This is a genomic window from Pseudomonas sp. ABFPK, assembly GCF_001586765.1.
Lineage (GTDB): Bacteria > Pseudomonadota > Gammaproteobacteria > Pseudomonadales > Pseudomonadaceae > Aquipseudomonas > Aquipseudomonas asiatica.
The window spans coordinates 148,864-163,389 of the sequence record NZ_LQXW01000012.1 but is presented as its reverse complement, the minus strand read 5'-3'; the positions used below and the strand labels follow the sequence as shown (position 1 = coordinate 163,389).

Sequence of the window (14,526 nt, the reverse complement as noted above, 5' to 3'; positions counted from 1 at the left end):
GCAAAACCCCCACGGTCGGTTACCATGCCTGTTTCAATCCTGATACAAGGCCGCTTTGTGTTCCCTGGCACGCCCTCGTACCCGCGCCTGCTCATACTGACTGCCCTGCTCGGCGGCCCGGCCGTGGCCGATGACCTGTTCATCGACAACACGGACCTGCCGCAGGTTCTGACTGCAACGCGCCTGAAACAATCCCCCGCCGCAGTCCCGGGCAGCATGACCGTGCTCGACAGCGAGCTGATTCGCGCCAGCGGTGCCCGCGACATCCCCGAGCTGCTACGCCTGGTGCCGGGCATGATGGTGGGCTACAACGCCGGCAACCAACCCACGGTCAATTACCACGGCAGCAACGTCAACGATGCCCGGCGCATGCAGGTGCTGATCGATGGCCGTTCGGTGTACCGCGCCGGCCTGGCCACGGTGGACTGGAGCGACATCCCCCTGGCCATGGAGGATATCGAGCGCATCGAGGTGTTCCGAGGCCCCAACACGGTCAGCTACGGCGCCAACGCGCTGATGGCAGTGGTCAACATCCTTACCCGCAACCCTGCCGACAGCCATGGCACGCGGCTGAAGATGACCCGCGGCCAGGACGGCATCAATGATTTCTACGCCAGCCACGGCTTCGGCTGGGATGGTGGCGACATGCGCCTGTCGCTGTCAGGCCAGCAGGACGATGGCTTCGACGAGAACCAGTTCGGCCAGGACTACCGCGACAGCCGCCGGCTGACCCGCTTCAATATCAACGCCAGTCACAGCCTGGCACACGACCAGACCCTGGAATGGCAACTTGCGGCGAAGGAAGGCAGCAACCAGCGGCCTTATACCTACCAGCCGGTGTTCGCCAAATACGAAGCCGGTAACAACGCTGACGTCAGTGCCAAGGACTACGCCGGCTCATTGCGCTGGACCAAGGACTTCAGTTCTGAGCACAGCCTGTATATCCAAGGCTCTGCCCAGCATTTCGACCGTCAGCAGGTGTGGCGCGCCTGTGACGCTTTGCAGTCGTTCAGCCCGGAATTGACCCAGCTCTGGCAAATGAACCCCGATTTCGCCGAAAAAGTGGCGCGCGGCATTGCTACCGGCGCTCCACTTTCGACCAACGATCCTGTCATGAGAGGGCTTCTGGAGAAGGTCCAGCAGCAATGGGCGAACGGTGGCAAGCAGCAGGTCTGCGGCGACGTCGACCAGAGCACCCGCGAAACCCGCTACGACCTGGAAATCCAGGACACCCTGAGCCTGACCGACAGCCTGCGCCTGCTCAGTGGCATGAACTACCGCTATGATCGTGCCGACTCGCAGACCTACTTCAATGGCAGCATCGACGACCAGACCTGGCGCCTGTTCGGCCAACTGGAGTGGCGCGCCGACGAACACTGGATCCTGCAGGGTGGTGCCATGTTCGAGGACTCGCGCCTGTCTGGCAGCTCGCTGACCCCACGCGTGGCGGTCAACTACCTGATCACCCCGCGCCATGGCCTGCGTGCAGTGTATTCCGAGGCAGTGCGCTCGCCAGACATGTTCGAGAACAACGTCAACTGGAGCTACTCGGTCAAGAACCTGACCCCCAACGCTTTCGGCCTGCAAAACGGCGAATACTTCGTCAAGACCCGCGGCCCGGGCGACCTCGACCAGGAACGCATGCGCTCGCGCGAACTCGGCTACAACGGCTACTTCAGCGACATCGACCTGAACATGGATATGAAGCTGTTCTATGACGAGATCACCGGCATGATCAGCGAGCCCCTGAAGAACAACCAGTACATCGCCAGCAATGCCAACAAGGCCCGTTTCAGCGGCAGCGAGGCGCAACTGGACTGGCGCCCGACCCTGCGCGACCGCCTGCGGGTGACCTACGCCTACGTGGATGCCTGGGCCAGCAACCCCGCCGACCGCCGCCTCAGCGCGCGCAACAGCGGCTCGGCCGGGTGGATGCGCGAGTGGGGTGACGGTTGGTCGAGCGCGCTGTTCTATTACGGTGACGATGCACTCAACCAGTATCGCTACGAGCGCCTGGACCTGCGTCTGGCCAAACGTTTCCGGGTGCATGGCAGCAACCTGGAGCTTGCGGCGCTGTGGCAACAGCGCCTGGACGATGAGCCGACCACGGCAATCCAGAACCGCTACGACAGCCGCCACCGCCTGAGCGTCAGCGCGGAGCTGGAGTTCTGATGGCCCTGCTGCTGCGCCTGTTGCTGTTGTGCCTGTGGCCGATAGGGCCGCTGTTCGCCAGCGAAATCCTGTTGGTAGGCGCGGAAGACCAGCCTGGCATTCGCAGTTTCGTCGCCGCGCTGGAAAGCCGCCGGCCGAGCGACCATGTACATTTCCAGACCACCGCCGACCTGCCCCCCCCGGGCAAGCTCAAGGCTGACCAGCGCCTGATCCTGCTGGACAACGCCGCACTGGAATGGCGCCTCGGGGAAACTGCCGGCCCGCCGGCCCTGGCCATGAGGGTCAGCCGAGTACAGGCTGAACAGCGCCTGGGAAAGTCGCGGCCCGCGTTCCTCACGCTGCTGTGGAGCGATCCGCCGCTGGGCCGGCAGTTGCGCCTGGCGCGCTACCTGCTGCCGCAGGCCCAGCGCATTGGTGTGCTGTACGGTGAGCACAGCAGCTTTCTGCTCGAAGAGCTGCGCCACGCCGCCCGCGCGCTGGACCTGGAGATCATTGCCCAGGACTGGCCCGACCCGCGCGACAGCCGCCCTTTGCAACACTTGTTGGCCAACAGTGACGTGCTGCTGGGCCTGGACGATGCCGACCTGTACAACTCCAAGACTGCGAAAAACCTGCTGTTGAGCAGCTATGGCCGGCAGATGGCGCTGATCGGCCCGAACGCCGGGTTCGTCCGCGCCGGCGCCCTGGCCAGCACCTTCAGCGACCAGGACGATTGGCTGGCGGTGCTCGACCAGTTGCTCGACCAGCCACCGGCGCGCTGGCCACGCAGCCTGTACCCGGTACGCTTCGGCGTCAGCGGCAACCAGCAGGTGGCGCGCGCCCTGGGCCTTGAACCGATCGATCCGAACGCCGCCGCCAAGGCCCTGGCCGAAGGAGAACCCACCCCATGAGCAAGCGCCTGAGCTGGGACATTCACACCCGCACCCAGATCATCAGCCTCGGCCCTGCCCTGCTGCTGACCTTGCTGCTGATCAGCTTCTTCACCTTCGTGCGTATCCAGGACCTGCGCCAGGAACTGAACCACACCGGGCAACTGATCGCCAACCAGTTGGCGCCAGCCTCGGAATACGGGGTGATCTCGGGCAACAACGAAGTGCTCGAGGGCCTGATGCGCGCCACGCTCAGCATCCCCCACGTGCGCTTCCTCGAGGTGCAGGACAGCCGCAACCACATACTGGTTTATGTTGAGCAGTCCGACGAAAGCGCCAACCGCGCGCAGCGCGTCGAAGTGTTCCAGGCGCCCATCCGCCTGCAGCAGATCCGCCTGGACAGCGACTTCCTGCAACAGGGCAAGGCCACCAGCCCGGCCATCGGCGACGATTACCTGGGCAGGGTTATCGTCGGCATGTCCGATGACGCCTTCAGCCAGCGCCAGCAGGAAATCGTGATCAAGGCCGGTATCCTCGCGCTGTTCGCCCTGCTGTTCACTTTCCTGCTGGCGCGCCGCCTGGCCCTTAGCCTCGCCAAGCCGATCAGCGACATGGGGCACGCGGTCAAGGCCATCCAGCAGGGCGAGTACCACACCCTGTTGCCGGTGGTCGATGACAGCGAACTGGGCCATCTGGCACGCCACATCAACAACCTGGCCCATGCCCTGGCGCAGGCCAGCAATGAACAGAAGCAGGCGATTGCCGAGCTTATCCAGGCCCGCGAGGAGGCCGAACAGGCCAACCGCACCAAATCGGATTTCCTGGCGATGATGAGCCACGAACTGCGCACGCCGATGAATGGCGTACTGGGCATGCTGCAGTTGCTGGAAACCACGCAGCTGAACAGCGAGCAGGCCGAGTACACCGCGGTGGCCAGCGAATCCACCGGGCACCTGCTCAAGGTCATCAATGACATCCTCGACTTCTCGCGCATCGAACGCGCCGCGCTGCAACTGGAACACATCGATTTCAACCTGGGCGAACTGATCACCAGCAGCGTCCAGTCGTTCCAGCACAGCGCCCAACAGCGCGGCCTTGCCCTGCACCTGCAAATGCCGGCGGGTATCGAGCAGCTGCAGGTGAACGGCGACCCCACGCGCATCCGCCAGATCCTGCTGAACCTGGTCGGCAACGCGCTGAAATTCACCGAACGCGGCCAGGTTCAGGTCGAGGCGCGCTGGCAGGTGCTGGACCGCCAACTGATCTGGTTGACCTGCAGTGTGCGCGACACCGGTATCGGCATCGACAACGAACGCCTGGAAATGATGTTTGTCGCCTTCCAGCAGGCCGACAGCTCGATTTCCCGCCGCTATGGCGGCACCGGGCTGGGACTGTCGATCGCCCGCACCCTGGCCGAACGCATGGGCGGCAAGCTGCGTGGCGAAAGCCGTGAAGGCCTGGGCTCGACCTTTACCCTGGAGATGCCTCTGGCCCTGGCCAGCCCTGCCCCGCTCTCGCTGACGCAGCCAAGCGCTGCGCCACCGGCGGTGGCCGACAATGATCAGGTGCTGCTGGTAGAGGACAATCCGGTCAACCAAAGTGTCATCGAAGCCATGCTGCGTAGCCTCGGGCTGGCGGTATGCACGGCCGAGGACGGCCTGGAGGCGGTCGAACGGGTCAGCCGGCAGCGTTTTGCCGCTGTGCTGATGGACTGCCGCCTGCCGCACCTGGACGGCTATGAAGCCACCCGGCGTATCCGCCAGCTGCCCAACGGCGCCAGGTTACCGATCATCGCCCTGACCGCCAACGCCTTGCAGGGCGACCGCGAGCGTTGCATGGCGGCCGGCATGGACGACTACCTGAGCAAACCCTTGCGCCGCACCGAACTGCAGCGCGTGCTGCAGCGCTGGCTACCCGGTCAGACAACCGCGACTGGCGATAAATGCTAAAGTGCGGCAGTCTTAAACACTGGACAGGACCTTCATCGGACCTGAAAATAGACGTTTCAGTGCACACCTGTACTTCTTTCACCGGGTGCACTGTGACTTTCACCACAACGCAATAGTCTACCTGTAGGCTGCCGCCCCGAACGCGATGCGTATCGGGCCGGCCGGGAAGATTCATCCCCTGCCGCAGGGGGTTATTGAGGAGCTCGCATGACCAAACAACACGCCTTTACTCGGGAAGACCTGCTGCGCTGCAGTCGCGGTGAGCTGTTCGGCCCAGGTAATGCGCAACTGCCCGCGCCGAACATGCTGATGGTCGATCGCATCACCCATATCAGCGAAGAAGGCGGCAAGTACGGCAAAGGTGAATTGGTCGCCGAGCTGGATATCACTCCGGACCTGTGGTTCTTCGCCTGCCACTTCGAAGGCGACCCGGTAATGCCGGGCTGCCTGGGGCTTGATGCCATGTGGCAGCTGGTAGGTTTCTTCCTCGGCTGGCAGGGCCTGCCAGGCCGCGGGCGCGCCCTGGGTTCGGGCGAGGTGAAGTTCTTCGGCCAGGTACTGCCGGAAGCCAAGAAAGTCACTTACAACATTCACATCAAGCGCGTCCTGAAGGGCAAGCTGAACATGGCCATCGCCGATGGCTCGGTCAGCGTCGACGGCCGCGAGATCTACACTGCCGAAGGCCTGCGGGTCGGCGTGTTCACCTCCACTGACAATTTCTAAGGGTTATTCGCATGCGCCGCGTCGTTATCACTGGTCTGGGCATCGTATCGTGCCTGGGCAATGACAAAGCTACCGTCACCGAAAACCTGCGCAACAGCCGTCCGGGTATCCGTTACAACCCGGAATACAAGGAAATGGGGCTGCGTAGCCAGGTTTCCGGGTCCATCGACCTCAACCTCGAAGAACTGATCGACCGCAAGGTCTACCGCTTCGTCGGCCACGCTGCTGCCTACGCCTACCTGGCGATGCAAGATGCGATCAAGGACGCCGGCCTGACCGAAGAGCAGGTTTCCAACCCGCGTACCGGCCTGGTGGCTGGCTCCGGCGGCGCCTCGACCCTGAACCAGATGGAAGCGCTGGACACCCTGCGTGAGAAAGGCGTCAAGCGCGTCGGCCCGTACCGCGTTACCCGCACCATGGGCAGCACCGTTTCGGCATGCCTGGCCACCCCGTTCAAGATCAAGGGCATCAACTACTCGATCTCCTCGGCCTGCGCCACTTCGGCACACTGCATCGGCACCGCCCTGGAGCAGATCCAGTGGGGCAAGCAGGACATCGTCTTCGCCGGTGGCGGTGAAGAAGAGCACTGGAGCCAGTCGTTCCTGTTCGATGCCATGGGCGCCCTGTCGACCAAGCGCAACGAAACCCCGGAACAGGCCTCGCGCGCCTACGACGCCGACCGTGATGGCTTCGTCATCGCTGGCGGTGGCGGCATGGTGGTGGTCGAGGAGCTGGAACACGCCCTGGCCCGTGGCGCCAAGATCTACGCGGAAATCGTCGGCTACGGCGCCACTTCCGACGGCTACGACATGGTTGCCCCGAGCGGCGAAGGTGCTATCCGCTGCATGCAGCAGGCGCTGTCGACCGTCGACACTCCGATCGATTACCTGAACACCCACGGCACCTCGACCCCGGTCGGTGACGTTGCCGAGATCAAGGGCGTTCGCGCCGTGTTCGGCGACAAGGCACCGAAAATCAGCTCGACCAAGAGCCTGTCGGGCCACTCGCTGGGCGCTGCCGGCGTACACGAGGCGATCTACTGCCTGCTGATGATGGAAAACAACTTCATCGCCGGCTCCGCCAACATCGACGAGCTGGACCCGGAGGTCGCCGACCTGCCGATCCTGCGCAAGACCGAAGAAAACGCCAAGATCGACACGGTCATGAGCAACAGCTTCGGCTTCGGCGGCACCAACGCCACCCTGGTGCTCAAGCGCTGGGAAGGCAAGTAAGACGCTGCTGCGGTAAACGAAAACGCCCCGACTGGTTCGGGGCGTTTTCATTTGTATTGCCTGTACCGGCCTCTTCGCGGGCGTGCCCGCTCCCACAGGTACAGCACCGGTTTCAAGAGCAGCGCGGCCCCTGTGGGAGCGGGTTTACCCGCGAAAGGGCCGACACAGGCGAAATACTATTGCTTGGGCAACACATCCAGAAAATTCTCCCTGGCCACCTTGTTGGCAACTTGTTCCGGCAATGCATCCAGAAACGGCCTGAACCCGTGCATCTGCTCCCCAAGGCTACCAAACCGCCCCACCACATCCGAACCCAGCATGAACCGTTCCGGGAACCTCTCGACCAGTGCCAGCCACGCCTTGCGCGGCACACCCCGGTCATCCAGCAGATAGGGTTTCAGCACGCTCCACGACAAATCGACATAAAGGTTCGGGTAATCCTCCAATAACCGCGTCAGCACCGGCAGCAGAAAGTCCATCTGCGTCTGGTGCCGGTGAATCTCCATGCTGCTGCCGGCGTGCGCCCAGATAAACCGCGTGTGCGGGTGATTGCGCAGCGGCTCTTCGATCTCCGCCAGGTACAGCGGGTTGCGCTCGCGCTTGGAGGTGATGTTGGAATGCAGCAGCACCGGCAGGTCGCGCTCGGCCGCCAGGTGGTAGATACGCGCCATGGCTTCGTTGTTGGCGCGCGGCGTGTCACCGCTGGTAAGAGCAGTCAGGTCATCGTGGCGCGTGAACACCTCGCCAATGCCCTGCCACAGCCCCGGATGCAGATCGAGCATGCGCTCGATATGGCTGGCGGCGTTCTTGTCCACCGGATTGAAGCCGGCCAGGAACGGATGAAAGCGCTTGCGCTGCTCGTCGGGCAGTTGCTGTAGCGCCGCCGCCACGTAGGTATCGGTGGCGCTGTACCAGTAGGCTTCGGCGTCATCCCCAGCGTAATAGCGTGGGCGCTTGGGCTCGTCTTCATGCCACTTCTTGGCCACCGGGACGCCGGAAATCATCGACTGCTCGATACCGGCAGCATCCATGGCCTTGATCAGCGCGGGCATGCCTTCGCTTTCCTGGAAGAAGTCGACGTAGTGCAGGTGGGCATCACTGTAGCGGTAGTCGCGTGCCTGCGCCGCTTGGCACAGCCAGGTGGATAACAGCACGCAGGCCAACGCTCTCACGATCATGACGAAGCTTCCTTTTCCGGGTATCAGATCTCTAGACCGGCCGGCCTGCGAGACGGTTCAGCCGGGGCGGGCAAACCGCTATGCTTGGGGCATTTCCACCTTGCCTGGAGCCTTCCCATGAGCAGCCCCCTGGTCATCCGCCCACGTGCTGAATCGGTCGAGGGCCAGCCGATCCTGCGCCCGCTGCCATCGGCCCAGTGTCGCAGCGTCGGCCCGTTCGTGTTTTTCGACCACATGCTCGAAACCGACTATGCCCCGGGGCATGGCATGGACATCCGCCAGCACCCGCATATCGGCCTGTCGACCCTTACCTACCTGTTCGAAGGGGCAATCCTGCACAAGGACAGCCTTGGCTCGGCGCAGCGGGTACTGCCGGGCGACGTCAGCTGGATGACCGCAGGCAGCGGTGTGGCCCATGTCGAGCGTACTCCTGAAGATGCCCTGGCCCATGGCTCACGCCTGCACGGGCTGCAGGTATGGCTGGCGTCGCCACGCGAGCATGAACAAGGCCCGGCAAGCTACAGCCATCACCCGGCGGCGAGCCTGCCGGTCAGCGACAGCCTGGGGGTACGCATCTGCATGATCGCCGGCAGCGGGTTCTGCCTGGAATCGCCGGTGCCAGTGCTCTCCCCTACCCTGTACGCGCATGTACAGATGCAACCGGCAACCACGCTATTGGTGCCGAACGAGCATGCGCAGCGGGCGATTTACCTGCTCGATGGTGAGCTGGTGATGAACGATGAGGATGTGGAACCGTGCAGCCTGGTGGTCCTGCCGGAGGGCGAAGAGGTGACGCTGTATGCGGAGGGTCAGTGCCAGCTGGTGCTGATTGGTGGCGCACCACTGGATGGGCCGCGGCGGATGAACTGGAACTTTGTCGCTAGTGATGCGGAGCTGATCGAACAGGCCCGGGCCAAGTGGGCTGCGGGGGATTGGCCGGTGGTGCCGGGGGAAACTTCGAGGATCGAATTGCCTAGGTGATTTTGGGGCCGCTCTGCGGCCCATTCGCGGCACAAGGCCGCTCCTACAGGGAATCGCGTAACTCATGGCTTGCGCGACCTTTGTAGGAGCGGCCTTGTGCCGCGAATGGGCTGCAAAGCAGCCCCGTGCAATCTCAGCGCTGGAACACTTCGGTCAGCAGGTTATGCATCGAGCGGAACGCCCGCTCCGAGGTACGCCGGTCATACTGCATCTTGCCCGGCACATTGGCACTCGGGTCGGTAAACGAGTGCACCGCGCCGCCATAGCTGAGCAATTGCCAGTCAACCTTGGCCGCGTTCATCTCCTCCTCGAACGCCGGCAACTGCTCCTTCGGCACCAGTGGATCGGAAGCGCCGTGCAGCACCAGCACCGAGCCCTTGATTCGCTTGGCATCTTCCGGGTTCGGGCTATCCAGGGTGCCATGGAACGACACCGCCGCACGCAAATCGGCGCCAGTACGGGCCAGCTCCAGTGCACAGCAGCCACCAAAGCAGAAACCAAACGTGCCGACCTTGCCCGGTTCCAGCAGCGCCTTCGACTGCCCCAACAGTTGCGCCAGGGCTTCCTGCATGCGCTTGCGCAGCTCGCCTCGGTCATTCTTCAACGGCATCATCGCCGCGCCGGCCTCGTCCGCGTTGGACGGACGCACCGATTGCCCGTACAGGTCGGCAATCAGCACCACATAACCTTTCTCGGCCACTTCCTTGGCGATGCGCTCGGCACTTTCGCCGATACCCATCCAGTTCGGCGCCATCACCAGACCTGGCCGCCCCAGCGCGCCCGGCTCGTATACCAGGCGGCTTTCATACGCCTTGCCGGACAGGTGATAGACCAGCGATTCGACGATTACTTTGCTCATCAAGCACTCCTTTGGCACTCGTCATCAATATGCTCGCCATGAAAAAAGCCCGCCGAAGCGGGCTTTCCTATGCATCAACTCAAGCAGACAGTTCGACCAGCAGCTTGTTCAGGCGACGAACGTAAGCCGCCGGGTCCTTCAAGCTGTCACCGGCCGCCAGGGCCGCCTGATCGAACAGGATGTGCGACAGCTCGGCGAAGCGGTCTTCGCTCTGCTCGTTGTCCAGCTTCTCGATCAGCGGGTGGGTCGGGTTGAACTCGAAGATCGGCTTGGACTCCGGCACCTTCTGCCCGCTGGCTTCGAGGATCTGGCGCATCTGCAGGCCCAGGTCCTGCTCACCGATGGCCAGGATCGCCGGCGAGTCGGTCAGACGGTGCGACACGCGCACTTCGGCCACGCTGTCACCCAGCGCGCCCTTCAGGCGCTCGACCAGGCCTTCCTTGTCCTTGGCGACTTCTTCCTGGGCCTTCTTGTCTTCTTCCGAGTCCAGCTTGCCCAGGTCCAGGTCGCCCCGGGCTACGTCGACAAAGGCCTTGCCGTCGAACTCGTTCAGGTAGCTCATCAGCCACTCGTCGATACGGTCGGTCAGCAGCAGCACTTCGATGCCTTTCTTGCGGAAGACTTCCAGGTGCGGGCTGTTCTTGACCTGCGCGTACGACTCGCCGGTGAGGTAGTAGATCTTGTCCTGGCCTTCCTTGACGCGAGCCAGGTAGTCGGCCAGGGCGACGCTCTGCTCGCCGCTGTCGTCCTGGGTGGAAGCGAAGCGCAGCAGGCCGGCGATCTTTTCCTTGTTGGCGAAGTCTTCGGCCGGGCCTTCCTTCAGCACCTGACCGAAGTTCTTCCAGAAGCCCTTGTACTGCTCGGGCTCGTTCTTCGCCAGCTTCTCCAGCATGTCCAGCACGCGCTTGGTCAGCGCGGTCTTCATCGAGTCGATGATCGGGTCTTTCTGCAGGATTTCACGCGACACGTTCAGCGACAGGTCGTTGGAGTCGACCACACCCTTGATAAAGCGCAGGTACAGCGGCAGGAACGATTCGGCCTGGTCCATGATGAACACGCGCTGCACGTACAGCTTCAAGCCGCGTGGCGCTTCGCGCTGGTACAGGTCGAACGGCGCTCGGGCCGGCACGTACAGCAGCGAGTTGTATTCGAGCTTGCCTTCTACCTTGTTGTGGCTCCAGGCCAGCGGGTTTTCGAAGTCATGGCCGATGTGCTTGTAGAACTCCTGGTATTCCTCGTCCTTGATTTCGGTACGCGGACGGGTCCACAGGGCGCTGGCACGGTTGACGGTTTCCCACTCTTCGGCCGGCTGCTCTTCGCCTTCGGCGGTAGCTTGCTCTTTCAGCAGCTGGATCGGCATGGCGATGTGGTCGGAGTACTTCTTGACCACGTTGCGCAGGCGCCAGCCATCGGCGAACTCCTGCTCGCCCTTCTTCAGGTGCAGGACGATGCGGGTGCCGCGCTGTGGCTTGTCGATGGTGGCGACTTCGAACTCACCTTCGCCCTTCGACGACCAGTGCACGCCTTCAGCGGCCGGCTGGCCGGCACGGCGGCTGTACACGTCGACCTTGTCGGCAACGATGAACGCGGAGTAGAAGCCCACACCGAACTGACCGATCAGGTGCGAGTCCTTCTTCTGGTCACCGGTGAGGTTCTTCATGAAGTCGGCAGTGCCGGACTTGGCGATGGTACCCAGGTGGGCGATGACGTCTTCGCGGCTCATGCCGATGCCGTTGTCCTCGAGGGTCACGGTACCGGCGTCCTTGTCGAAGCTCAGGCGAATCTTCAGGTCGGCGTCGCCTTCGAACAGCTCTGGCTTGGCCAGGGCCTCGAAACGCAGCTTGTCGGCGGCGTCGGAGGCGTTGGAGATCAATTCACGCAGGAAGATCTCCTTGTTCGAATACAGGGAATGGATCATGAGGTGCAGCAGCTGCTTTACCTCGGTCTGGAAGCCCAGCGTTTCTTTTTGAGTCTCCACACTCATGGTCTTCAAAACTCCGATCTGATGGCAGTTGACGCCTGGCGGCCAGGTTGGCCAGCGTTTAGCGGCGGATGTCATGCAGATGGGGGCTGCCCGGATGATTTCAAGGGCTTTTCCGGTTCGATCTTGAAATGGGCGCGAGCCGTAGCGATCGGCGACTGCCTGTCCCCCTGCCAGGCGGTGATGGCCACATTGGTCACCCGCCGACCCTGGCGCCAAAGCTGGCACTGGGCGTAGGTATCGCGAAAGTGCCCGGCGCGCAGGTAATCGATGGAAAAGTCGATGATCTTCGGAATGCTTGCGCTCTCGCTGAAGATCAGCAGGTACAGCGCTGCCGACAGTTCCATGAAGCCCGCGATCACCCCGCCGTGGATGGCCGGCAGCAGCGGGTTGCCGATGTTGTCCTGGTTGGCCGGCAGGCGGAACAGCAGGTCATCGCCCTGACGCTCGCATTCAATGCCGATCAGGCCGGCATAGGGGATCAGCGCCAGCAAGGGCCGATAGTCTCCCACCGCATGAGCAGCGTTGAGCTGTTGGCGAACCTTGTGCGGAATCATGCCCCGCCCTCCTTCAGGCTGTTGCCGAAGCGGATGCCACCCTTGATTTCCTGGCCCAGGCGCATGAACGTGCCCACCACTTGGCAGATAGGCTGGGCCGGGTCATCCTGGTAGGCCGTGCCACGGGTGAAGATCACATCGCGGGTGACTCGGTAACATTGGGCATGGCCGTAGATGTCCTTGCCGGCCTTGGCCGGATGCATATAGTCGATGCGCAGGTCCAGTGTCGGGCACACTTCGAAGCGCGGCAGCACGCACAGCGTGGCCATGCCGCAAGTGGTGTCCATCAGCGTGGTCAGCGCGCCGCCATGCACGGCGCCGGTCTGCGGGTTGCCGACAATGGCCGCAGACCATGGCAGCACCAGGGTCATGCCATCGGCATTGGTTTGCACCACACGCATTTGCAACAACTGACAATGTTTCAGGGCTGAGAGAAAACGCTCGGCCATGGCCATCAAGGTTGAATCACTCATTGGCTGTTTCCCTGCGCATTGCCGCAGCGGCATAAAATCGCTAAAAAGTCTATATAGAACGGGACGTTATATATGTGTAATCTTCGCGGAACTTATTCCGCGTAGTTGCACTCGAAGGAACAAGTCACTTATTCCACCAAGGAGAAACACCCCCATGCGTAAACCTTTTGCTTTTGCTCTGATGCTGGCCGCTGCCATGGGCCTGGCCGCTTGCGATAAAGCGAGCGAAGACAAAGCCCAGGACGCACAGCAACACGCCGAGCAAGCCCAGGAAAAAGCGGGCGAAGCTCAGGATAAAATGAACGAGGCTGCCAAGGAAAACGCCGAAGCCGCCAAAGATCAGGCCGAAGCCGAGCAGAAGGCCGCCGAAGAAGCCGCTCCGGCTACTCCGGCTCCGGAAGCCGCTCCAGCTACCCCAGCTGCTCCAGCCGAACCTGCCAAGCAGTAATCGGCTAAAACAAAAAAACCCGACATTGTCGGGTTTTTTTGTACCTGAAACTTATGGATTAAACGTTTCAGGCACCAGGAGCGGTGCTTTCCTTGGCGGGTTCGATCGAAACACTTTCGGTAGGTGTGAACACCATCACATCCAATACATCCGAATGGAACTCGCGGCGGTACAGAATCAGCACCACCCCGACACTCATGACCATGAATAACCATGGGCTGATGAACCAGCTCAACATGGCCATGCCAAAGTAATAGGAGCGCAGGCCCAGGTTGAACTGGTTGGCGGCAAGCGACAGCACCCGCGCCGCCCGCGAGGCGAATGCCTTGCGTTCAAGCTCATTTACCAGACGTTCACCTATCATCGGCGCCGACCCCACCAGTACTGCCGCGAAATTGTATTGGCGCATGCACCAGCTGAAGGTGAAAAAGGCGTAGACGAAGACCATGGCCAGGCACAGCAGCTTGATCTCCGACATGCCCTGGGAGGTCTGCTGCACCAGCGGCAGGTCGGCCAGCAGCGACAGCGCCCGGTCGGAAGCCCCGAGCACGGTGAGGATACCGGCGAGGATGATCAGGGTGCTGGAGGCGAAGAACGAGGCGTTGCGCTCGAGGTTGCCGATCACGCTCGCATCGGCAATGCGGTTGTCGCGCAGCAGCATGCGGCGCATCCAGTCTTCGCGGTACAGGTGCAGCACGCTGGCCAGGCACGCGGTGTCGCGGCCCTTCCAGATGGCATAACGGGTGTAACCGCCCCAGCACAGGGCGAACCAGATGATGGCCAAAAGATTGTTGAAGTTGCTTTGGATGAAGTTCATGCACGGTTCCCAGGAGGGCCAGATACCTGAAGGATAGGGACCGGATTTCGACGCTGGCAAGCGGCAAAAGGCACACATTCACCCAGAAATCCGCATTGCCTGTTCTGGCCTCTTCGCAGCACAAGGCTGCTCCTACAGGTACGGCACTGCACTTGTAGGAGCAGCCTTGTGCTGCGAAGAGGCCAGTGCAGGCAAACAAAAAGCCCCGCATCCTTTCAGATACGGGGCTCTTGAGCTTCCACCCTTGGCGAGCACCCTTCGGCTTGTGGCCGGTGCCGCCCTCAGGC

13 protein-coding genes are annotated in these 14,526 nt (G+C 62.3%); 7 read left to right on the top strand and 6 right to left on the bottom strand.

What is annotated here, in order from left to right:
- Positions 1–24 precede the first annotated feature (24 nt).
- The 5 genes from WM94_RS09930 to fabB all read left to right on the top strand — a co-directional run bounded on the left by WM94_RS09930 (position 25) and on the right by fabB (position 6,945).
- Positions 25–2,172 carry a TonB-dependent siderophore receptor gene (locus tag WM94_RS09930; RefSeq protein ID WP_177342375.1) on the top strand — a complete coding sequence of 716 codons (2,148 nt, stop codon included), beginning with the start codon at positions 25–27 and terminating at the stop codon, positions 2,170–2,172.
- Positions 2,172–3,062, top strand: coding sequence for a hypothetical protein (locus WM94_RS09925; protein WP_061551089.1), 891 nt, complete (start codon positions 2,172–2,174; stop codon positions 3,060–3,062). Before WM94_RS09930 ends, WM94_RS09925 begins: the two co-directional genes overlap by 1 nt.
- The gene (locus WM94_RS09920) at positions 3,059–4,990 is read left to right on the top strand and encodes an ATP-binding protein (RefSeq protein WP_039613080.1); all 1,932 of its coding nucleotides are present in this window, start codon (positions 3,059–3,061) and stop codon (positions 4,988–4,990) included. The genes WM94_RS09925 and WM94_RS09920 overlap by 4 nt, the downstream gene beginning before the upstream one ends.
- A gap of 207 nt (positions 4,991–5,197) precedes the next feature.
- Positions 5,198–5,713 carry a 3-hydroxyacyl-[acyl-carrier-protein] dehydratase FabA gene (fabA, locus tag WM94_RS09915; RefSeq protein WP_061551088.1) on the top strand — a complete coding sequence of 172 codons (516 nt, stop codon included), beginning with the start codon at positions 5,198–5,200 and terminating at the stop codon, positions 5,711–5,713.
- 11 nt (positions 5,714–5,724) lie between these two features.
- On the top strand, positions 5,725–6,945 hold the full coding sequence (fabB, locus tag WM94_RS09910; RefSeq protein WP_013973429.1) for a beta-ketoacyl-ACP synthase I: 1,221 nt from the start codon (positions 5,725–5,727) through the stop codon (positions 6,943–6,945).
- Positions 6,946–7,121: 176 nt separating this feature from the next.
- Here the strand turns inward: fabB and WM94_RS09905 are convergent, their stop codons facing one another.
- Positions 7,122–8,123, bottom strand: coding sequence for an amidohydrolase family protein (locus WM94_RS09905; protein ID WP_061551087.1), 1,002 nt, complete (start codon positions 8,121–8,123; stop codon positions 7,122–7,124).
- A 117-nt stretch (positions 8,124–8,240) separates the two neighbouring features.
- Here WM94_RS09905 and WM94_RS09900 point away from each other — a divergent pair, with 117 nt between their 5' ends.
- Positions 8,241–9,104 carry a pirin family protein gene (locus WM94_RS09900; RefSeq protein ID WP_061551086.1) on the top strand — a complete coding sequence of 288 codons (864 nt, stop codon included), beginning with the start codon at positions 8,241–8,243 and terminating at the stop codon, positions 9,102–9,104.
- Between the two features lie 133 nt (positions 9,105–9,237).
- Here WM94_RS09900 and WM94_RS09895 read toward each other — a convergent pair whose 3' ends face one another.
- The 4 genes from WM94_RS09895 to WM94_RS09880 form a co-directional block, all read right to left on the bottom strand.
- Positions 9,238–9,963, bottom strand: coding sequence for a dienelactone hydrolase family protein (locus tag WM94_RS09895; protein WP_061551085.1), 726 nt, complete (start codon positions 9,961–9,963; stop codon positions 9,238–9,240).
- A gap of 79 nt (positions 9,964–10,042) precedes the next feature.
- A complete protein-coding gene (gene htpG / locus WM94_RS09890; protein WP_023661535.1) occupies positions 10,043–11,947 on the bottom strand; it encodes a molecular chaperone HtpG in 1,905 nt (634 codons plus the stop codon).
- Between the two features lie 71 nt (positions 11,948–12,018).
- Positions 12,019–12,501 carry a PaaI family thioesterase gene (locus tag WM94_RS09885; RefSeq protein WP_004375989.1) on the bottom strand — a complete coding sequence of 161 codons (483 nt, stop codon included), beginning with the start codon at positions 12,499–12,501 and terminating at the stop codon, positions 12,019–12,021.
- A complete protein-coding gene (locus tag WM94_RS09880) occupies positions 12,498–12,974 on the bottom strand; it encodes a PaaI family thioesterase (RefSeq protein WP_004375991.1) in 477 nt (158 codons plus the stop codon). The genes WM94_RS09885 and WM94_RS09880 overlap by 4 nt, the downstream gene beginning before the upstream one ends.
- Positions 12,975–13,128: 154 nt before the next feature.
- On the opposite strand from WM94_RS09880, the gene WM94_RS09875 reads away from it, so the two are divergent.
- The gene (locus tag WM94_RS09875) at positions 13,129–13,422 is read left to right on the top strand and encodes a hypothetical protein (protein ID WP_015271093.1); all 294 of its coding nucleotides are present in this window, start codon (positions 13,129–13,131) and stop codon (positions 13,420–13,422) included.
- 67 nt (positions 13,423–13,489) lie between these two features.
- On the opposite strand, the gene WM94_RS09870 is transcribed toward WM94_RS09875, so the two are convergent.
- Complete coding sequence (locus tag WM94_RS09870; protein WP_004375995.1) at positions 13,490–14,239, bottom strand: DUF599 domain-containing protein; 750 nt, start codon at positions 14,237–14,239, stop codon at positions 13,490–13,492.
- Between the last annotated feature and the right edge of the window lie 287 nt (positions 14,240–14,526).